This is a genomic window from Bifidobacterium scardovii JCM 12489 = DSM 13734, assembly GCF_001042635.1.
Classification (GTDB): Bacteria; Actinomycetota; Actinomycetes; order Actinomycetales; family Bifidobacteriaceae; genus Bifidobacterium; species Bifidobacterium scardovii.
Window position 1 is genome coordinate 1,108,940 of record NZ_AP012331.1, and the last position, 20,113, is coordinate 1,129,052.

General features: G+C 62.0%; 17 protein-coding genes. 12 read left to right on the top strand and 5 right to left on the bottom strand.

Features of this window, described 5'->3' with window-relative positions; genetic code table 11:
* Positions 1-168 precede the first annotated feature (168 nt).
* The 3 genes from BBSC_RS04550 to BBSC_RS04560 form a co-directional block, all read right to left on the bottom strand.
* Positions 169-1,293 carry a LacI family DNA-binding transcriptional regulator gene (locus tag BBSC_RS04550; RefSeq protein WP_156102362.1) on the bottom strand — a complete coding sequence of 375 codons (1,125 nt, stop codon included), beginning with the start codon at positions 1,291-1,293 and terminating at the stop codon, positions 169-171.
* A gap of 89 nt (positions 1,294-1,382) precedes the next feature.
* Complete coding sequence (locus BBSC_RS04555) at positions 1,383-3,059, bottom strand: GH39 family glycosyl hydrolase (protein ID WP_051923115.1); 1,677 nt, start codon at positions 3,057-3,059, stop codon at positions 1,383-1,385.
* A gap of 111 nt (positions 3,060-3,170) precedes the next feature.
* Positions 3,171-4,166 carry an AEC family transporter gene (locus tag BBSC_RS04560; RefSeq protein ID WP_033519402.1) on the bottom strand — a complete coding sequence of 332 codons (996 nt, stop codon included), beginning with the start codon at positions 4,164-4,166 and terminating at the stop codon, positions 3,171-3,173.
* Positions 4,167-4,793: 627 nt separating this feature from the next.
* Between BBSC_RS04560 and BBSC_RS04565 the strand changes: the two genes are divergently transcribed.
* The 4 genes from BBSC_RS04565 to BBSC_RS04580 all read left to right on the top strand — a co-directional run bounded on the left by BBSC_RS04565 (position 4,794) and on the right by BBSC_RS04580 (position 9,116).
* Positions 4,794-5,606: a carbohydrate ABC transporter permease gene (locus BBSC_RS04565; RefSeq protein WP_048349656.1), complete on the top strand. Its 813-nt coding sequence runs from the start codon at positions 4,794-4,796 to the stop codon at positions 5,604-5,606.
* A gap of 2 nt (positions 5,607-5,608) precedes the next feature.
* Entirely contained in the window at positions 5,609-6,460 is an 852-nt protein-coding gene (locus BBSC_RS04570) for a carbohydrate ABC transporter permease (protein ID WP_033519411.1), read from the top strand.
* Positions 6,461-6,555: 95 nt separating this feature from the next.
* Entirely contained in the window at positions 6,556-7,800 is a 1,245-nt protein-coding gene (locus BBSC_RS04575; protein ID WP_051923114.1) for an ABC transporter substrate-binding protein, read from the top strand.
* Between the two features lie 209 nt (positions 7,801-8,009).
* Positions 8,010-9,116: a hydroxyacid dehydrogenase gene (locus tag BBSC_RS04580; RefSeq protein ID WP_051923113.1), complete on the top strand. Its 1,107-nt coding sequence runs from the start codon at positions 8,010-8,012 to the stop codon at positions 9,114-9,116.
* A 608-nt stretch (positions 9,117-9,724) separates the two neighbouring features.
* On the opposite strand, the gene BBSC_RS04585 is transcribed toward BBSC_RS04580, so the two are convergent.
* On the bottom strand, positions 9,725-10,099 hold the full coding sequence (locus BBSC_RS04585; RefSeq protein WP_033519412.1) for a type II toxin-antitoxin system PemK/MazF family toxin: 375 nt from the start codon (positions 10,097-10,099) through the stop codon (positions 9,725-9,727).
* Positions 10,096-10,347 (bottom strand): AbrB/MazE/SpoVT family DNA-binding domain-containing protein, encoded by a 252-nt coding sequence (locus BBSC_RS04590; RefSeq protein WP_046726219.1) that lies wholly within the window; start codon positions 10,345-10,347, stop codon positions 10,096-10,098. Before BBSC_RS04590 ends, BBSC_RS04585 begins: the two co-directional genes overlap by 4 nt.
* A 294-nt stretch (positions 10,348-10,641) precedes the next feature.
* Between BBSC_RS04590 and BBSC_RS04595 the strand changes: the two genes are divergently transcribed.
* From BBSC_RS04595 to BBSC_RS04630, 8 genes are all read left to right on the top strand, one after another.
* Positions 10,642-11,793, top strand: coding sequence for a Gfo/Idh/MocA family protein (locus BBSC_RS04595; RefSeq protein WP_033519413.1), 1,152 nt, complete (start codon positions 10,642-10,644; stop codon positions 11,791-11,793).
* A 133-nt stretch (positions 11,794-11,926) separates the two neighbouring features.
* The gene (locus tag BBSC_RS04600; RefSeq protein ID WP_033519414.1) at positions 11,927-13,150 is read left to right on the top strand and encodes a DUF993 family protein; all 1,224 of its coding nucleotides are present in this window, start codon (positions 11,927-11,929) and stop codon (positions 13,148-13,150) included.
* Between the two features lie 43 nt (positions 13,151-13,193).
* Positions 13,194-14,039 carry a sugar phosphate isomerase/epimerase family protein gene (locus BBSC_RS04605; protein WP_033519415.1) on the top strand — a complete coding sequence of 282 codons (846 nt, stop codon included), beginning with the start codon at positions 13,194-13,196 and terminating at the stop codon, positions 14,037-14,039.
* Between the two features lie 189 nt (positions 14,040-14,228).
* Positions 14,229-14,327: a glycosyl hydrolase family 28-related protein gene (locus BBSC_RS13250; RefSeq protein WP_081892826.1), complete on the top strand. Its 99-nt coding sequence runs from the start codon at positions 14,229-14,231 to the stop codon at positions 14,325-14,327.
* A gap of 33 nt (positions 14,328-14,360) precedes the next feature.
* Positions 14,361-15,359 carry a glycosyl hydrolase family 28 protein gene (locus tag BBSC_RS04610; protein ID WP_051923112.1) on the top strand — a complete coding sequence of 333 codons (999 nt, stop codon included), beginning with the start codon at positions 14,361-14,363 and terminating at the stop codon, positions 15,357-15,359.
* Between the two features lie 251 nt (positions 15,360-15,610).
* Positions 15,611-16,354: a hypothetical protein gene (locus tag BBSC_RS14195; protein ID WP_231649292.1), complete on the top strand. Its 744-nt coding sequence runs from the start codon at positions 15,611-15,613 to the stop codon at positions 16,352-16,354.
* A gap of 76 nt (positions 16,355-16,430) precedes the next feature.
* Positions 16,431-16,913 carry a GNAT family N-acetyltransferase gene (locus BBSC_RS04625; protein ID WP_033519416.1) on the top strand — a complete coding sequence of 161 codons (483 nt, stop codon included), beginning with the start codon at positions 16,431-16,433 and terminating at the stop codon, positions 16,911-16,913.
* Between the two features lie 177 nt (positions 16,914-17,090).
* Complete coding sequence (locus BBSC_RS04630) at positions 17,091-19,910, top strand: ABC transporter ATP-binding protein/permease (RefSeq protein WP_034535386.1); 2,820 nt, start codon at positions 17,091-17,093, stop codon at positions 19,908-19,910.
* Positions 19,911-20,113 lie beyond the last annotated feature (203 nt).

Below are 20,113 nucleotides of genomic sequence, written 5' to 3' on the forward strand. Positions count from 1 at the left end.
AATCTAAAACAACTGGGTCTACAAAGGCGCGCACCGACAACTCGAACCTACGCCGCATCGGACGGTGTCCTGCGCGATTTCCCGGCCGGCATGCGGTCTGGTTCGGGTTCCCGGTCGGCCGTATCCCGGCACCGGCTATGCCGGGACCCGGCAGAGCTTTGATGCGGCCTAGCGCGTGGAACCCCGCGGTATCAGCCTGAACGGAATGTTGTCGTGCGCTACGGGCGGCAGCGGTTCATGGTGGTTGCGAGCCTCGATCATGCTCAGCATGCGCAGAATGACGGTCTGCGCCATGGCCGGAACGTCCATCTCCACCGTGCTGATCGAAGGATTGGCGTATGCGGACATGGGGATGCCGTCAAAGCCCATGATCTTGGCGGTGGCCGGCACCGGCACGTCGTGGTCCGCCAGGGCGCGCAGCGCGCCCAGCGCGATGGTGTCGGACAGGCACAGGATGCCGATGCCCGGAGCGCCGGCCGCGCTGACGTCGGCGGCCCATGACGGATCGGCCAGCATGCGCTGCGCCGCGTCATGGCCTCCCTGCAAGGTGCGCTCGCAATCCACGCACTGCGAGGCCGCAAGCTCCACGCCATGGCGTTGCAGCGCCTCGTCGATCGCCGCCATGCGTCGGGGGGCGAAGCCGTTGCCGCTGCCGTGGCGCAGGGATTGCAGCGACGGATGCGCCGCGCCGAGCACGCGGAACGTGCGGCAGCCCTGCTGCCACAGATGTTCCACGGCCATCGCCGATCCCTGCACGCACGCGGTGTCCATGGAATTAATGCGGATGAACGAGGCGCAGTCGCCGATGACCAGCACCGGCTTGCTCTGCACATGCTCCAGCACCTGCTGTTCGGTGATGTTCGGCGCATCCAGGATGATGCCGTCGTACAACAGGCCGGGAGTCGATTTCAGCGCTCGGACCTCTTCGCGTTCCAAGCTGGACGACTGGCGTACCAGCAGCTGGTAGCCGTATCCCGTGGCGGCCTGGGCGAGGTATTTGGCGATGCGCGCATGGAAGGGCACCTCGAAATCGTCGACCACGACCTGGATGATGCCGCTGCGGTTGTTGCGCAGTATGGTGGCCGCGACGTTCGCCTGATAGCCCATCTCCTGCGCCACCTGCTTGATCCTGGCCCGGTTCTTGGCACTGACCTTGGGCTTGTCCCTCAAGGCGTTGGACACCGTCATCTGGGAGAATCCCGTCACCCTGGCGATGTCGGCCAAGGTGACGGGATTCTCGAACTCGGAACGATCGTTGCTGTGCTCGGACTGGCCACTCATGGTATTCATCATAGATGATCGGCTTTCGAATTCGGGTTGACGGGGTTGTGATGGCCGGTGCCGGCTTGCAGCGTCGCAGGCCGGCACCGGCCGCGCCCCGGTCAGGCGGCGCGCAGCGTCAGCAGCGAGATGGCGTGGGCCGGCATGGAGAAGCGCAGCGTGGCGCCCGCCTCGTCGTCCGAACCGGCCACGTCGAGCACCCGTTCCGGTTCCAGCTCCTGAAGCGCCCCGGCGCTCTTGATCGTCTCGTACTGCGCCCCTTGCGGGTACTTGGGCCGGCCTTCGGCCTGCCATACGGTGTGCGCGTTCGAGTGGTCGCCGTCGATGCGATAGTGCGAGAGCCGGTACTGGCCGGGCTTCAGGCCCCGGACGTGCAGCTCGACCTCATGCTCGCCCTGCCGGTCGATGTCGTCGCAGTGCGAGTAGACGAGGATCTGCGTCGCGCCGTCGTCCGAACGGGATGCGTACCCGGACAGCACGGTCTGTGCCCCGGCGCCGTCGTAATGGGAGGGCGCCTCCTCGTCGAAGTCGTCGATCAGCCTGCGGTCGTAAGCCGGATCCGCCTCGTCGCTGCTCGTCATCGCCAGCTCGTGGGAGCCCATGCGCGAGAGCATGCGGAACAGGTTGAACACCGGCTTGTCGATGCCCTGCGTGGAGAAGGTGCGCGTGCCGGCGAAGCATTCCTCCTGCGGGAACATGAACGCCCACGCCAGCGGGTACACGTTGGCGCCGAGCTCGCGGCCGAGCTTGTGGATGCCGTTGTATGTGGCGGCCACGTAGGAGGCATAGTACTCGCTGTTGCGGTACTTCATGTTGGGGTTGTCGGCGATGCCGCCGGCGGCCCATCCGTCCGGGTCCGCCTCGGAGATGACCACGTCGAGGTCCGAGTACCCCTCCTGGGCGATCACTTCGAGGCCGAGCCGCACCTGATGGACTAGGCTGCCCACGCTGGGCACCGCCTTGGTGGCGGTCACGTCGGCGGGGAAGACCGATCCCTTGGCGTGGAAGGTGATGAAGTCGAGGCGGGTGCCGGTCTGGCCGGTGCGGGCGTTGCGGCCCTCGCGGCAGTGCCTGAAGAACTGCTTCATGAACGCGTTCGCGCCGTTGTGCAGGAAGATGCCGGTGCAGGCCGGGCCGGAGAGGCGGGCTCCGGGCAGCGCCTCGTGCAGGACGTGCTCGGTGTTGTCGTACAGCGTGCAGTATTCGTCGACGGTGCCCGACCAGTAGAAGATGTCGGGTTCGTTCCACAGCTCGAAATACCATGTGGCGATCTCGTCGGCGCCGTAGCGCTCGGCCAGATGCCTCGCGGTGGTGAGGATGAAGTCGTGCCACTTGCCGTAGTCCTCGGGCGGGTACGTCCAGCCGATCTCCTTGTATACGTCCAAGCCGGCGAGCGACGGCTGCTCGTGGTACTTCGGATCGGCGAGATGCTGCGGCATGAAGCCGAGCTCGACGAACGGCTTGTTGCCGGACTCCAGGATCGAGTCGAGGATGAGATCGTAGTAGGTGAAGTCGTAGATCACCCTGCCGTCGGAGAGCTCGCGGTAGATGTTCGTCGAGCCGAACTTCTGGGTTCCGGTGCAGCTGCCGTTGCAGAACATGAAGTGGGTGCGCACGTAGTACGGGGCGTCGTCCAGTCCGCCGAACTTGGCGAGCAGCTCCTTGCCTTCGGGCATGTAGGTGTAGTTGCACTCGTCGTATCCGATGAAGCGCCACGAATGATCCAGCTCTCCGACCGTCGTTGCGGCGTCGACGCTGATGCGGCAGGTATCGACCATGATTGTTCTCCTTGTGGGGTTGGTGTTATTGCAAAATTGTAGATTGGATGGTGATCGGGTGCGGTGCAGGGCGGTGCGGTGCGGTGCCGTGCGGGACCGTGCGACCTGACGTCACATCATCATGTGCAGTCCGGTCATCAGGAACATCGCGATGAAACTGGTGGTGGCCAGCGTGAATCCGGCGAGTTTGGCGTTGTCGAGCACGCGGTCGGTGAACAGCGTGCAGAACACGGCGGTCGGCGCGAAGCACATCAGCGCGACGGCCTGCCGGGTCACCGGGTCGAGCGGCAGCAGGAACCACGCCGCAAGGGCGAACAGCACGCCGAACGGCAGTCTCCAGCCGATGACCTGCAGCAGGTCGCGCACGTCCTTGCCGTTGGCCGGCAGCTCCATGAGCATGCCGACCATGAGCATCGAGCAGAAGGGATTGGCGTTCGCGAGCGGTTCCAGCACGTCGGACAGCAGAGCGGGGATCGGCAGGTTGAACAGCACCACCAGCGTCATGATCATGTACATGTCGAAGGGGCCGGATTTGAGGAATCCCAGGGCGATCGTCCTGAGCCGGGCGCGCAGCAGCGCGCGGCTTTCCTGCTTGGTCGCCGGCTTGCGGTAGGGGAGCGTCGGCGCGTCGCCGGCATTCTGCTCGGTGAGGGGCTTGTTCGGGTCGATGTGCAGCAGCGAGGTGGTCATCACATTGCTGCCGGCCGTGGTCATGATCGCGTTGCCGATATCGAACATCGCGCCGGTCACGATGGCTCCGCCGCCGTAGAAGGCCTGCAGCAGCGGGAAGCAGAAGTTGCCGATGTTGTAGCCGGAGGAGTTCAGCATCAGGAACGCGCGGTCGGCGACCGGGCGCTTGCGCGAGGCCAGGAACACGAACGGCACGGGGATGAACGCCGCCAGAAAACCGAACAGGGTGACCCACAGCAGGCTCGCGCTGTTCGGGTTGGTGGCGAACGAGACTAGGATGGACGCCGGCAGCGTGCAGTCGAACACCACCACCTGCATGATGCGGTAGTCGCGCGGCCCAAACAGGCCGCACCGCTTGAGCAGGTAGCCGATCAAAATGATCAGCAGGAAGGTCGCTGGTTTAAGTAGCTGTTGCACGATGTGCTCCTGAGAAAGAAATATATGGAGAGATCCATCAACATAGTCGTTTGTCGTTAAACTATACATGAGTTTGCGATAAAAGTATATCCCTGCGTGTCTTGCAAGTCCGATGAGACGAGAGAGATGGCTGAAAACCTTTTACTTGCAGTACTTATAGCAGGGTTGTCTTCATGTTGCGATCGGTTGCCTGGATTCGGATAAAGAAATGAAAACTTAGACTGACTGAAAAAAAATAGGTTTATCTCCGTGAATATTCTTGTTTTTAGACGTAGATTCGCGTAGTGATCTCGACGTACTGCTGGAGGTTCTTTGAATTTTCGGCGACGCTCACGGAATGCTGCCGGAGAAGCCAGAACAATGAACGTTCTCTGAAGACACGCCGTGAAAATACTGTAATTACAGCGAAATACAGCATAATGCGAGAGAGCGTGTTAGAGTTGGGTGCATTCGATGTTGAATCCAAATCCCACTTGTTCAAAGATGAAGTCAGCGCAAAGGAGCAATTGAGTTGATCGTTAAACGGAATCTGAGCAAAACAGCCAGTCCAGCGGAAAAACGCCGGGGGGGGGGGTAGACCTCGCTCCGTTCTGGTTCCTCCTGCCGATCATTGCCGTATTCACGGTAATGATTGCAGTTCCAATGATGAGGACGTTCTATTATTCGTTCACTGACTACAACGGATTTAGTCTTCATCCAAAATTTATTGGTCTAACTAATTACAAAACCGTGTTTATGGATAAATCTATCCTGACCGGTCTTGGATTCACAATTCTCTTTGCGGTTTGCACGACATTTTTCATCACGATCTTTGCCATTCTGCTTGCCGTCGAATTGAATAAGAAATTCTGGGGATGCAATTTCGCCAGGTCCATGTTCTTCTTCTTTTCGGTACCGTCGATGGCCCTTCTTGGTTTGGTCTGGCGGTACATCTTCTCCCCGTTGGACACTGGCGTGGTCAATACGGTGATCCGCTGGTTTGGCGGGGAATCCGTGCCGTGGCTTTCCAACTCCCACTTGGCAAGGTTTTGCGTCATCTTTATCGCCATCTGGGCGCAGATAGGATGGCATGCCACACTGTACATCGCTTACTTGCAGGCGATTCCCAGCGATTTATATGAGCAGGCCGAAGTGGACGGCGCCTCCTCGCGCCAGCAGTTCATCCATATCACCTTGCCGCAGCTTATGCCTGGCATCGTGGTGTCGACATTCCTACTGATGAACGGCGGTTTGAAGATTTATGATCTGCCGTTTGCCATGCTCAACGGAGGCCCGGGTTTCGCGACGAATACCGTGACCCAATCCATCATCATCCAAGGTATTTCGCAGGGACGGTACGGCATTGGCTCCGCGTTGTCGGTGTTGTTCACCATCGCCGTTGCCGTGGTCGTATTCGTGCAAATGGGTGTCTCCACCTTTATCGAGAAGAGGTTTGAATAATCATGCGCAAGGCATCGAATCTGGGTCGGTCCGCTCGCGAACGGCGCGAATCCATACTGCGGTCCGCCATCATATTACCCATCACCATCGTATGCGCCATTCCGTTATGGTATGTGGTCATCAACACCTTCAAAACCATCAATGACATGGCCAGCAATCCTCTGGGGCTGCCGACCAAGTGGACATTGGACAACTATCGGCACATTCTGGAGACAATCCCCGTCGGACGCAGTTTCATGAACACCATTATCGTGACCGTCGTGGCAGTGGCGATTGAAGTGATCATCGGTTCTATGGCGGCATACGGCATGATCCTGAGGAAGTCGTGGTTCACCGCGGCGATCGGCACTTTGCTGATGATCGCGTTCGTCATTCCGACACAGGCTATTCTGATCCCGCTGTACAAAATGGAATCGGAGCTGCACCTGGTCAATACGTTGCAGGGACTGATCCTGCTGTACCTTGGCGGTGCGGTGTTCTGCTACTTCCTGATTGTCGGATATATGCGCAAGCTGCCGTACGAGCTCATCGAGGCGGCCAGAATAGACGGCGCCGGCCCGCTCCGTATCTATTGGCAAATCGTATTGCCGCTGATCCGGCCCATTCTGGTGACCGTGATCGTGTTCCAGACCATGGGAACGTGGAACAACTTCATGTATCCGAACGTGTTCCTGTCGTCGTCGGAGTTGCAGACGATCATCGTGCAGACGTACAACGCGGTGGGGGAGTTCACCACCGATTGGCCGTCCTATATGACTATGACGCTCATCGCGCTGATTCCGGTCTTCGTGTTCTTCATCCTATGCCAGCGTTGGATCGTGGCCGGATTGATCGCCGGTTCGGTGAAGGGCTGATCTTCAGTATCACAACAGTTTCCAATCCGGTGGGGTGCCATTCGGCCTCATCATCGGTCAGACAATATTTTGCAGTAATCCAGAAAGGAATAACAATGAAGTTACGTAACAAGGTGATCGCTGCGGTTTCGATCGTCGGTATGCTCTCGGGGCTTGCCGCATGCGGCAGCGCAAGCGGCGCGACCGGGCAGACCACCATATCGTATTTCTCGACATGGAACGGTTCCATGATCAAGCCGGTCATCGAGGAATTCGAGAAGGACAACCCCAATATCAAAGTCGATGTGAGCTTCGCCGCGAATCCGGCGCAGTACGCGCAGACGCTGCGTACGCGCATCTCCGGCAATCAGACTCCGGATGTGTTCATGCTTGCTTCGGAAATCCGCGACCAGATGATCGACAGTGGCTACACCTTGGATGTCACCAACGAGCCGTTCGTGAAGAACCTGTCGGATAGCAACCGCGAGTATCTGACCAGAAAGGGCAAGGTGTATGGTGCTTCGATCGGAGCGTGGTCGAACGCCATGGCGTATAACCCCGATCTGCTGGCCAAGGTGGGATACTCGGAGTTTCCGACGACCTGGGATGACTTCATGACCATGCTTGAGAAACTCAAGGACGCCGGGATCGCCCCATATGTAACTCCGGTCGATCAGACCCCGCACGAGTTCCAGGCCATGTTGGGGGCACACTATGCCGCTACGGGCGACAAGGCGGGTGAGCGTAAGGTGTTCGACGGCAAGTCGACTTTCGAAAAGGAATACACGCCGTACCTGACCAAGTGGAACGATTTGTTCGACAAGGGATTGGTCAGCCGAGACATGGTCGGTGCCAACGGTGACGATCTGTTCGCGATGTTCACCGCCGGCAAGGTTGCGGTGTACAAGTCCGGCACGTGGGATCTGGACCGATTGAAGCAGTCGGGCGTGAAGTTCGGTCTTGCGCCAAACCCTTCCGTAAATGGGGAAGGACAGTATCTGTCCGGCAATGCCTCACAGGGTATCGCAATCGCGGCCACTGCCAAGGGTGCCAAGCTCGAGGCTGCCAAGAAGCTCCTGACATTCCTCACCAGTGAAAAGGGTCTGGCTCTTCTGGAGAAGAATACGGCGACGGTGATCACTGCGAAGAACTACAAGACCGATGTCATTCCCGAATACAAGGATCTGTATGACAATTACCTGATGAAGGGCAAGTACTATCTGTCGGTGAACAACTGGCCGAGGGGTACGGATGTGCTGCAGGCCGAGATGTACGCTCAGGTGCAGCGTATGGTTCAGGGTGAGATCACTCCGGCTGAGGTCGGCAAGGCGATGGATGAGAAACTCGCTACTGTCGGCTGATCTACGGCGACGTGTCTGAACGTGTTGCAAAGGTCGTGTGCGCAATGCTTGCATCGCGCACACGACCTTTTGACGACTGATGATGCCGCATGCGAATTTCAGGATGACGTTTTGAAAAAAGGCATAAAGACCATTGCGCAATGTCGTCGGGCGGCTCTTTCGGCGTACAATTCACATTGATTGCATCGCCACCATGCAAAGGAGCCGTTATGGCACAGTCGCCGTCGTTGGAATCATCGTTGGAATCATCGGCCACGTCGGCCGCTGTGCCGTCCGAACGGCCCGATGGGCCGTCGGTGGTCTTCTCGTTCCGTCCGGCCGATCTGATCGGGAAAATCATGGGGGCAGATGCGTGGCGGACGCTTGCTTCCGTCGCCGCGTTCGACCACGACTCGAACGGCGGCATCCCGGTGGTGGAGGATTTCCATGACCCCGTGCACGCGGAACGCATCGCCGCCGCCAGTTACATCATCACCGGGTGGGGCGCCGAGGGACTGCTCGACGCGGCGGCGCTGGACGCCATGCCGAAGCTGCGGGGCATCTTCGCGGCCAGCGGCGCCGCCGATCGCATCTTCGCCGATGACCGGGCCAAGGAGACGGCGAGGGAGCGCGGCGTTGCGCTGTCGAACTCCGGGTACCTCAACGGATTGCCGGTGGCGGAGTACTGTTTCGCGAACATCTTGCTGGCCAACAAGTCGTTCTTCCGGGCCGAGCGCATGTACCATGAGCAACGCGGTTGGGGAGCGTGGGTAGACGTGCAGAGCGTGTTCGCCAACGTCGGCAACTATGAGAAGACGGTCGGACTCGTCTGCGCGTCCTCGCGCATCGGACGCCGGCTCATGACCATGCTGCAGATGACCCGTCTGGACGTGCTGGCCTACGCCATCGACATGTCCGCCGATGAGACCGCGTCGTACGGCGCGACCAAGGCCAGTCTCGACGAGGTCATGGGCCGCGGCGATATCGTCTCCCTTCATGCGCCGGATATTCCGCCGTTGCGTGGCATGATCGGCGCTCGCGAGCTGGGGCTCATGAAGGACGGCGCCACGCTGCTCAATTCGGCGCGCGGCCGTGTGGTGGACCACGACGCCCTGATCGCGGAACTCAGGACCGGCAGAATCAACGCGATCCTCGACGTCACCTGGCCCGAGCCGCTGCCGGGCGATTCGCCGCTGTGGGACATGCCCAACGTGATCCTCACCCCGCATATCGCCGGATCCACCGGCAGCGAACTGCATGCGATGGGACTCAACGTGGCCGAGGAGCTGGCGCGCCACACCGCCGGCAAGCCGCTGAAATACCGCGAGGAATACTGAGCGATTTTTGAGGGACGCGCGGATGGCCGTCGTGGGTAGATCGAATAGCGTATTGCACCCGATACATGCCGCACGATGCGTTGCTTAACCCGTTACTGTGTTATTGGGACGGTGACATGCTGCCTTGCACAAGGGCATGCCTGAAATATCTCCTGCCCCGGTAACGACGCATGTCGGAGGTGCGGCGCGGGTAAGCTGAAGGCGACAAAAACGGCCGCCCCACATGTGAGCGGCCCTGAATGCATTTTCCATGCTATATGTAGGGAATCGACAACGCAAGAAGGTGTTGCCTCAAGCCGGATACTCAGCGAGGCAAGATTCTGCAGTTCGTACTGGGGGCAATGGGGCTGAGTATGTTCGGTGGGCGTTTCCGGATAATGCGATGCCCCTGAAGATGTTGTTCCGCACAATGTGCTGGAGCAGCATGGTCTTCGGTAAAACTCTGCGAGAGCATGTATAAGGCAGGGTCCTTCCGTATCCGCAAAGGTGACGGATGCAACAAATTGAGACAGGCCTCTAGTATCCTGCGTCGTAAGTTCGTGTACTATGTCTGGCTCAGCCTCCGAGAGGGGAGCCAGAATTATTAAACGAATTAACGACGCAGGATACTAGTAGATGCGCTCTATGCGCATCGAGGGGCGCATCAGTCCGCTGAGCAGCATTACGGTGATGCGTTCCATGGTCTCCTCTTCTAGGGATGCGACCTTGCTGGCGTTGCGCGCATCGAGATCCAGGCTTTTCGCCTGCTCGATCTCGGCCCAGCCGTATACCTCGCCGCCATCCTCGGTTGGAATGAGGCCTACGTTGATATGGAGCGGGTACTCGTGATTGCTGGTGATGGGGACGGTCATGACGAGGTTGTTGTACCGGTTGTATTCGTCGTTGCTGACCACGATGAGCGGGCGTCGCTTATTCTGTTCATGGCCCGCGGCCGGATCGAGATCGGCCCAGACGACATCGCCATAGTGATGCCTTCGTATCATGCGAGCTCCTGACCGACGGGCCGGGCGAAGCCGTCTTCTTCGGGAGCCGGACCATCATAGTCCCGAAACAGTGCCTGGTAGTCGAGGACATCGATATAGCGTTTTTTGGCCGCCAGAAGGGTGATTTTCCCGTTTTCCGTATGTATTTCCAGTGAATCGCCTACATGCAGACCGGCTTTTTCCATCGTGTCCTTGGACAAGCGAACGCCTTGTCCGTTGCCCCATTTCGTCAATGTGGTGGTGTTCATGGCAACCTCCTTAGTGTATATACATAGTATACACTCTCGGGAGTCGCACCGTATTCGAGAATCCGCTCTTGGCCGGGTCGCCGTCCCGTCAATCGCAATCGCTTACCGTAATACGGCAACTATTCGAAGCGGATGAAACTGGTAACACTCGGCGTTTCTTGTGATTTGCGTCACGGTTCCTGCCGTTGTATACTGCAATTAATGGAAAGCGCTTACCAAAATGGTAAGCTTCAGACCGAGCAAACCAGAAAACTGTAGATGCGACGTCGCAATCAGCGAAAGGAACCGAATACCATGGCAGACAAGACGATCGGAGTCATTCTCAACGGAGCGACCGGCCGCATGGGCTACCGCCAGCACCTGTGCCGCTCCATCCTGCCCATCATCGAGCAGGGCGGCGTGGAGCTGTCCGACGGCTCGCGCGTGCAGCTCGACCCGATCCTGGTCGGCCGCCACGAAGCCAAGCTCAAGGAGGCCTCCGAAAAGCACGGCGGTCTCAAGTACACCACCGATCTCGACGCGGTGCTCGCCGACCCACACTACTCGCTGTACGCCGACTTCCTCGTCACCTCGGCGCGCGTCGAGGCGATCGAGAAGGCCATCGCCGCCGGCAAGGACATCTACACCGAAAAGCCGATCGCCGAAACCTACGAGGACGCCTGCGAGCTGGTCCGCCTGGCCGAGGCCAAGGGCGTCAAGACCGGCGTGGTGCACGACAAGCTCTTCCTGCCCGGTCTGCTCAAGCTGCGCCGCCTTATCAAGTCCGGCTTCTTCGGCCGCATCCTGTCGGTGCACGGCGAGTTCGGCTACTGGGTGTTCGAAGGCGATTGGCGCGAATCCCAGCGCCCCAGCTGGAACTACAAGAAGGAACTCGGCGGCGGCATGATCTCCGACATGTTCCCGCACTGGAACTACGTGATCGAAGGCCTGTTCGGCAAGATCAAGACCGTCTACGCCGAGGCGAAGACCGAGATCCCCGAGCGCGTGGACGAGAAGGGCAACACGTACCAGGCCACCGCCGAGGACGCCGCCTACGCCATCTTCGAGCTGGACAACGGCATCACCGTGCAGATGAACTCCTCGTGGAACACCCGCGTCTACCGCAACGAGCTGCTCGAGTTCCAGATCGACGGCACCAGGGGCTCCGCGGTCGTCGGCCTGTTCGGCGCTGAGATCCAGGTGCGCGACGTCACCCCGAAGGCCTTCTGGAACCCGGACGTGCCGGATCCGCACAAGTACATGGACAACTGGCAGGAGATCTGCACCGACGAGACCTTCGAGAACGGTTTCAAGGTGCAGTGGGAGGAGTACCTGCGCTCCCTGGCCGAAGGCGCCGACTACCCGTACGACTTCGCCTCCGGTGCGCGCGGCGTTCGTCTGGCCGAGCTGGGCTACGAATCCGCTGAAAAGGGCGCCAAGATTCAGGTCCCCGAAGGCCGGTACTGAGTTCGTTGCAATTGGCTCACCTCTGAGGGGAGCGGTCGCCGTAGCGGCTGAGGGGAGTTTACCTCGATTCCGGAACTTCCCTCAGTCCGCTGACGCAGACAGCCCCGCCGGCGGAAGCCAGAAAGAGGAAACAATGTCAACATTCACACTGATCGATAAGAACGGCGCCACCCGCAAGGTCGAAGCGAATCCGGCGCCGGCCTTCAGCAAGCCGACCGCGCCGCTGAAGTCGCGCATCGCCTACGCCGCCGCGCACGTCGTGCCGGTCGCCTGGGCCGACAACACGCCGGGCCGTCCCGCTGAAGTCGACTGGGAATCCACGATCGGATTCCGCCGCATGGTCTGGTCCTGGGGACTCGGCGTCGCCGACTGCATGGATACCGCGCAGCGCAACCTCGGCATGGATTGGGCCGCCACCGCCGAGCTCATGCGCCGCTCTGGGGCCGCCGCCAAGGAATACGCCGACAAGGAGGGCTGGGGGCGCTCCGTGGCCGATCTGGTATCGGTCGGCGTCAATACCGATCAGCTGGAGCAGGGCGGCGACTACACGCTCGCGCAGATCGTCGACGCCTATCTCGAGCAGCTGAGCGTGTGCGAGGAGGCCGGCGACGGCCCGGTCATCATGTGCTCGCGCCACCTGTGCCGCACCGCGCAGAGCCCGGCCGACTACATCAAGGTCTACGACGAGGTGATCGGCGCCGCCAAGAGCCCGGTCATCCTGCACTGGCTCGGCGAGGTCTTCGACGCGCAGCTGCACGGCTACTTCGGCTCCGCCGACTGGCGCGAGGCCTCCAAGACCGTGCTCGCCATCATCGAGCACAACCCCGGCAAGGTGCGCGGCGTGAAGATGTCGCTGCTCGACGCCGACTCCGAACGCTACATGCGCGCCATGCTGCCCGAAGGCACGATGATGCTCACCGGCGACGACTTCCACTACGTGGACCTCATCAAGGACGCCGAGCAGGACGATCCGAAGACCGGCAAGCGCGCCGTCATGCACTCCAACGCGCTGCTCGGCGCGTTCTCCGTGCTCGCGCCGCACGCCTCCGCCGCCATCCAGGCGCTAGACAGGGGCGACGCGGCCGAGTACCTGCGCATCTTGGAACCGACCCAGGCCCTTGCGCAGCAGGTGTTCGTGCACCCCACCGAGTTCTACAAGACCTCCGTGGCGTTCATGAGCTGGCTCAACGGCCACCAGCCCGCCTTCCAGATGGTCGGCGGCCTGCAGTCCGCCCGCAGCCTGCCGAACCTGAGCTGCGTCGTGGAGCTCGCCAACTCCTGCGGCGCCTTCGAGACGCCCGATCTCGCGGCCAAGCGCTGGAACGCCCTGCTCGCCATCAACGGCATCGCGCGATGATCCGCGATCGCCAAGCCGCATCACAACCACAAAGGACCAAGCAATGACCAATCCGATTCTGTCCATGAACCAGGCGACGATCAAGTACGCCGACCTGCGCCAGACCCTCGACACGCTCACCGCGGCCGGATACCGGAGCGTCGGCCTGTGGCGCGAGCCCGTCGAGGCCGTGGGCCTCGACACCGCCGTCAAGATGGTGGCCGACTCCGGGCTGCGCGTCTCCACGATGTGCCGCGGCGGCTTCTTCACCATGCCCGAGGGCGCCGCCCGCCGCGCCTCCATCGACGACAACCGCAAACTCATCGAGGAGACCGCCGCCTTCGGCTGCAAGGTGCTCGTGCTCGTCGTCGGTGGTTTGCCGGAAGGTTCCAAGGACCTGATCGGCGCCCGCGCCCGCGTCGCCGACGCCCTCGCCGAGCTGGAGCAGGACGCGCTTGCGGCCGGCGTGACGCTGGCCATCGAACCGCTGCACCCGATGTACTGCACCGACCGCGCCTGCGTGTCGACGCTCGGCCAGGCGCTCGACCTCGCCGCGCCCTTCGACCCGAAGGCCGTCGGCGTCACCGTCGACACCTTCCACATCTTCTGGGATCCGCAGGTGCTCGACTCGATCGCGCGCGCCGGCCGCGAGGGGCGCATCGCCACGTACCAGGTGTGCGACTACCGCACCCCGTTCGAGAAGGACGTGCTCCTGAGCCGCCACTACATGGGCGAGGGCGTCATCGACTTCAAGAGCCTCACTGAGGCCGTGGCCGCCACCGGCTGTCGCGGCGACATCGAATGCGAGATCTTCAATCAGGCCGTCTGGGACACCCCGTTCGACCAGGTCGCCGCCAAGGTCGCCGACTCCTTCGACAAGGAAGTCGCGCCGTACTGGCCGGTCCGCTAGTATCCCGCGCCGTAAGTTCGTGTCCTATGTCTGACTCCCCTCAGAGAGGGGGAGCCGGAATTACTCAACGAATTAACAACGCGGGATACTAGCCGAACGGGGGCCGGAGGGAACCTCCGCACGGCGGGATCCATAATCGCGGTGCGGAGGCTGACGAGCCGATTCATCCGTATACAGACAAGGAATGCGATGGCAATGATGTACAACGTGCGCGACTACGGCGCGAAGGCCGACGGTGTGACCAACGACGCCGCCGCCATCCAATCGGCGATCGACGGCAACGCCTAGGCCTTCCCGAACGAGGGCTCCATCTACCGGCCGATGATGATCCGCCTGCTGCGCTGCCGCAACGTGCACGTCGAGAACCTGCGCCTGTACGAGGCCGCCGCATGGACCACCGCGTTCCTCGACAGCGAATACATCTGGGTGCGCGGCGTCGACATCAAGAACGACAAGCGCTACAACGGCGACGGCCTCGACTTCGACGGCAGCGCCCATGTGTTCGTCTCCGACTGCTACGTGCGCGGCACCGACGACAACTTCTGCCTGCAGGCCAGCAGCAAGGACCATCCGGTGCACGACGTGCACGTTACCAACTGCGAGTTCACCGGCGTGTGCGCCGGCTTGCGCTTCGGCCTCAAGTCCATCGGCGACATCTACGACGTGACCGTCTCGAACTGCACGCTCAACCGCGTGTGGCGCGAGGGCATCAAGATCGAATGCACCGAGGGCGGCGCGATCAGCGACATCTCCTTCGACAACATCGTGATGCGCAACGTCACCCGTCCGGTGTCCGCGATCCTCAACAGCCGTTTCGAGCTTGACGGCTACGGCACGTCGGTCGAGCTGGACCACATGCCCGAGATCGGCGCGATGTCGCGGATCAGCATCACCAACCTGACCGCCACCGACGATGAGGAGATGGCGAACGTCCACCGCCGCTTCACCGACGACGTGATGGGCGAGCCCCGCTTCAACGGCATCCGCTTCGACGCGGCCGAGGGCCACCCGATCGAGGACGTGGCGCTCGACGGCATCCGCTACACCTTCATCGGCGGCGTGAAGCAGTCCGACATCCCGGCCGAATACCCGCGGCTGGTGGACAAGCTCGCCGAGCCGGGCGTGAAGTCGAGCGAGAACTACTGGCCCGACTGGTCCCGCGCCGCGTTCATGGACCTGCGCAACGTGCGCGGCCTCGACATGACCCGCATCCGCCTGCACGCGATCCGCCCGGACGAGCGTCCGGCCGTGCTGCTCGACGGCTGCGCGACCTACGCGCCGGCCGATGTGCGCGTCGACGGCGAACCGCTCGCGCCGTGACGGCCCGTGTCGTGACCCGTCAATCAGGGCCTCGTTAATACAGGATCAATAATCCGTAAGCAATCGGTCAATGAATTCCCGATAGCATGATTGCCATCAGACGAACGAAGCCGACGGATCCCTGTCCGAGTGCAGGGAGCTCGTTGGTTGATCGGGATATCATGATGGAAGGGATGCGGCTGCAGTCCGGCCGCGGGCGAGACCATGACCGAACGGGAATGATGGAACGAGAGACTCGGAAGAAAGCGCGCGTGCGGAACAAACGGGAGCCGCGCGCCTTGCGGATGCCGCGCGCGTTGCGGGGCACCCGCGCGGATCGCGCGTACCGCACCTATCTGCTGATGGAAAACAACGACAAGGTGGCGCTGTCGACCGCCGTCTCCACGGTGATCGGCGGCGCCATGGCCATCGTCAAGCTGGCGATGGGCCTGTGGACGATGTCGGTGCTGTTCATCGTGAGCGCGGTGTACTACGCGATGCTGTGTGTCTCCCGCTTCAGCATCGTCAAATCCCATACGAGCACGCGGCTGATCACCGACCGGGTGCAGCGCCTGCGCCGGGAGATGGGCGTCTACCACCGTACGGGCGGGCTGCTGTGCTTCATCGGGCTGTCGTACGCGGCGTTCTCGCTGACCATGTACTATACGGGCTCGCCCCATCAGTACGGGGTGATCGTCGCCATCACCGTGGCGACGATCACCTTCACCAAGATCGGCATCGCGATCCGCGGCATGGTCATTTCGCACCGGACGCGCAATCCGATCGACGCGTCGGTGAAGTTCGTGACCTTCATCGACGCGATGCTCTCGCTCGTGGTCACGCAGGACGTGCTGCTGGAGGCCGAGGGGGCCAGCCACGCCGCGCAGGTGTCGGGGTTGTTCGGCATCGGGCTCGGCGGCGTCACGGTGGTCATCGGTTTGTTCATGCTGCTGCGCCGGCGCTGGACGAACGTGAACGAACGGCCGGATGCGGATGCGCGGCCGGCCGTGGGGTAGCCGGGAGTGGGACAGACGGCGGAGCTCGAGCCCTCCGGGCGGTGAGATGGACGGCGGCGGTACTACAGTTGGGCGCATGATGATCAGACATGCGACGTTGGAGGACGCGCCCGCGATCGCGGCGCTTGAGGCGGAGTGCTTCCCGGCCGCGGAGGCCGCCACGCGGGCCGATATCGAGGACCGTCTGCGCGTGTATCCGGATCATTTCTGGCTGCTGTTCGACGGCGACGAGCTGGTGTCGTTCGTCAACGGCATGGTCACCGATCTGCCCGACCTGACCGACGACATGTACGAGGACGCCTCGATGCACGACGGGCACGGCGCGTGGCAGATGGTCTTTGGCGTCGACACCGCGCCGGCGAGGCAGGGGAGCGGCTGCGCGAGCCGCACGATGCGCGCCGCCATCGACGAATCGCGGGCGGCCGGCCGCAAGGGCATGGTACTGACCTGCAAGGAGCGGCTCATCGGCTTCTACGAGCATTTCGGCTACGTGGATGAGGGCGTCTCCTCCTCCGAGCACGGCGGCGTGGTCTGGCACCAGATGCGCCTGACGTTCTAGCGGTCCCCGGCGAATACCGGACTCGTGACGGCGGGAATGCCCAGTTTTGCCCGATAGTGGGGTGCCATGACGCTCAGAGCGAAGACCAGGAGCGATGCCCCGAGGTAGTTCGGGGGTGTGACGATACAGTAGGCAGCAGCATGCCGTCAGTCAGCGTCAGTCAGGAATGAGGTATCCATGCTGCAGATCAAATCGATCTCCAAGCGTTACAAGACCGGTGATTTCGTCCAACAGGCACTCGACAAGGTCAGCCTGAACCTGCGCGACAGCGAGTTCGTCGCGATCCTCGGCCCCTCCGGGTCGGGCAAGACCACGCTGCTCAACATCATCGGCGGCCTCGACCGCTACGATGACGGCGATCTGGTGATCAACGGCATCTCCACCAAGCAGTACAAGGACCGCGACTGGGATTCGTACCGCAACCACACGGTCGGCTTCGTGTTCCAGAGCTACAACCTGATCCCGCACCAGACGATCCTGTCGAATGTCGAGCTCGCGCTCACGATCTCCGGCATCGGCAAGGCCGACCGCCGCGAGCGGGCGCGCAAGGCGCTGGAGCGGGTCGGCCTCGGCGACCACATCAACAAGAAGCCGAACCAGCTCTCCGGCGGCCAGATGCAGCGCGTGGCCATCGCCCGCGCGCTGGTCAACGACCCGGACATCGTGCTGGCCGACGAGCCGACCGGCGCGCTCGACTCCGACACCTCCGTGCAGATCATGAACCTGCTCAAGGAGGTCGCCAAGGACCGCCTGGTCGTCATGGTCACCCACAACCCCGAGCTCGCCGAACAGTACGCGACGCGCATCGTCAACCTGCGCGACGGCGTGATCCGCTCCGACTCGGCCCCGTTCGAGATCGACGAGGCGAGCGCAAGCCCAGCCGTGCACAAGACGATGGGCAAGGCGTCGATGTCGTTCGCCACCTCGCTGGCGCTGAGCTTCAACAACCTGAAGACCAAGAAGGCGCGCACGCTCCTCACCTCATTCGCCGGGTCGATCGGCATCATCGGCATCGCGCTGATCCTGTCGGTGTCCACGGGCGTGAACGCGTACATCGACAACATCCAGCGCGACACGATGACCGCCTACCCGATCACCATCGACGAGCAGACCTTCGATATGTCGAGCATCATGGGCAGCCAGATGGGCGGCGACGACGGCTACGGCGGCAAGACGCACAAGTCCGACGGCATCTACCCGGACGACCGCAGCATCAAGCAGGCGTCGAGCCTGACCAGCTCGATCACCGAGAACAACCTGACCAGCTTCAAGAAATACCTGGACGACCAGAACAGCGAGATCCACCAGTACGTGGGCTCCACCGGCATCCAGTACACGTACGACGTGAAGTTCTCCGTGTTCGACCGCGATCCGGACGGAACGCTGGTCAACGCGAACGGCGTGACCATCGGCTCGGACGGCTCCGCCTCGATGGCCTCGCAGATGGCCTCCACCAGCTCGACCGGCATGTCGGGCTCCTCGTCGATCACCTCGAAGCAGATGTCGATGCTGACCGGCAAGACCGACGAGAACGCCGCGCCCGACTCGTTCAGCGAGATCATGCCGGGTTCCGACGACAGCCAGCTCGTGGGCAAGGTCATCACCGACAACTACCGGGTGGTCGACGGCTCGTGGCCGACGTCCAAGGACGAGGTGGTGCTGGTGCTCGACGACAACAACAGCGTGCCGCTGACCACGCTGTACGAGCTCGGCCTGCTGCCCGCCTCCGACTACAACGAGATGATGTCCAAGCTCAACGCCGGCGACAAGGTCAGCACCCCGCAGGGCAAGATCGACTATGCGAAGGCGCTCGACCAGACGCTGTACCTGATCCCGGCGTCCGACCAGTACGTCAAGGGCGATGACGGCCACTACCGGTTCATCGGCGACGACAAGGACGCGATCGAGCAGCGGCTCGATTCGGCCACCAAACTCAAGGTGGTCGGCGTCGTCAAGGCGAAGAAGGACGCCTCGGCCACGCCGCTGGCGGCGGGCGTGGGCTACACGCGCGCCCTAACCAACGACCTGATCGACCGTGCGGCCTCCAGCGCGATCGTCACCGACCAGAAGGCCGATCCGAACGTGAACGTGCTCAACGGCATGACGTTCTCGCCCTCCGACGATGCCACCAAGGCCGCCGATGCACGCACCTACGTGGCATCGCTCGGCGTGACGCAGAAGGCGAACATGGCCAAGTCGATGATGGGAGCGGGGCAGCAGTCCGGCGCCTCGGGCGCCGCTGGTGCGGCTGGTGCGGCCGGTGACCAGGCCACCGCGATGGCCGCGATGAGCGAGCAGCAGCTCGCCGACAGCTTCGACGCCTACATCGCCACCGCGTCGGACGACGTGCTCGTCGCGATCTACGACCAGTACGTGTCGACGGGCACCTACGACGACAACCTCGCCGCGTTCGGCGTGGTGAGCCGCGACGCGCCCAGCTCGATCAACATCTACGCCGACAGCTTCGAGGACAAGGACCACATCGCCGACGCGATCACCGACTACAACAAGACCGTGTCGAAGAAGGACAAGATCACCTACACGGATTACGTCGGGCTCATGATGAGTTCGGTGACCACGATCGTCAACGTGATCTCCTACGTGCTCATCGCGTTCGTGTCGGTGTCGCTCATCGTCTCGTCGATCATGATCGGCATCATCACCTACATCTCGGTGCTCGAGCGCACCAAGGAGATCGGCATCCTGCGCGCGATGGGCGCCTCGAAGCACAATGTTTCACAGGTGTTCAACGCGGAGACCGGCATTATCGGCCTGTGCTCCGGCCTGCTGGGCGTCGGCCTGACCGTGCTGCTCAACTTCCCGATCAACGCGGTGCTGCACCACTTCATCGGCAATGCGGACGTCAATGCGGCCCTGCCCGTGACCGGCGGCGTGGTGCTGGTGATCCTGAGCGTCGTGCTCACGCTGATCGGCGGTCTGATCCCCTCGCGCAAGGCCGCCAAGCAGGACCCGGCCACCGCCCTGCGCACCGAGTAGTTCTGCCGTCTCGCCGCGGGCGATGCCGAATGTTCGGGGAACCGGCATCCTGCGCGCGCTCGCGGCGGAAGGGCGTCCGATAGCACCCCATAAGAAAGCCATATAGCCACGCCGTGGCCATACGGCCGCGCGTCATGTAGGCTCTCAACTAGTCGCACGGGGAACGACTCCGCGCGAAGCGCCAATCACACGCAAGGGGGTGC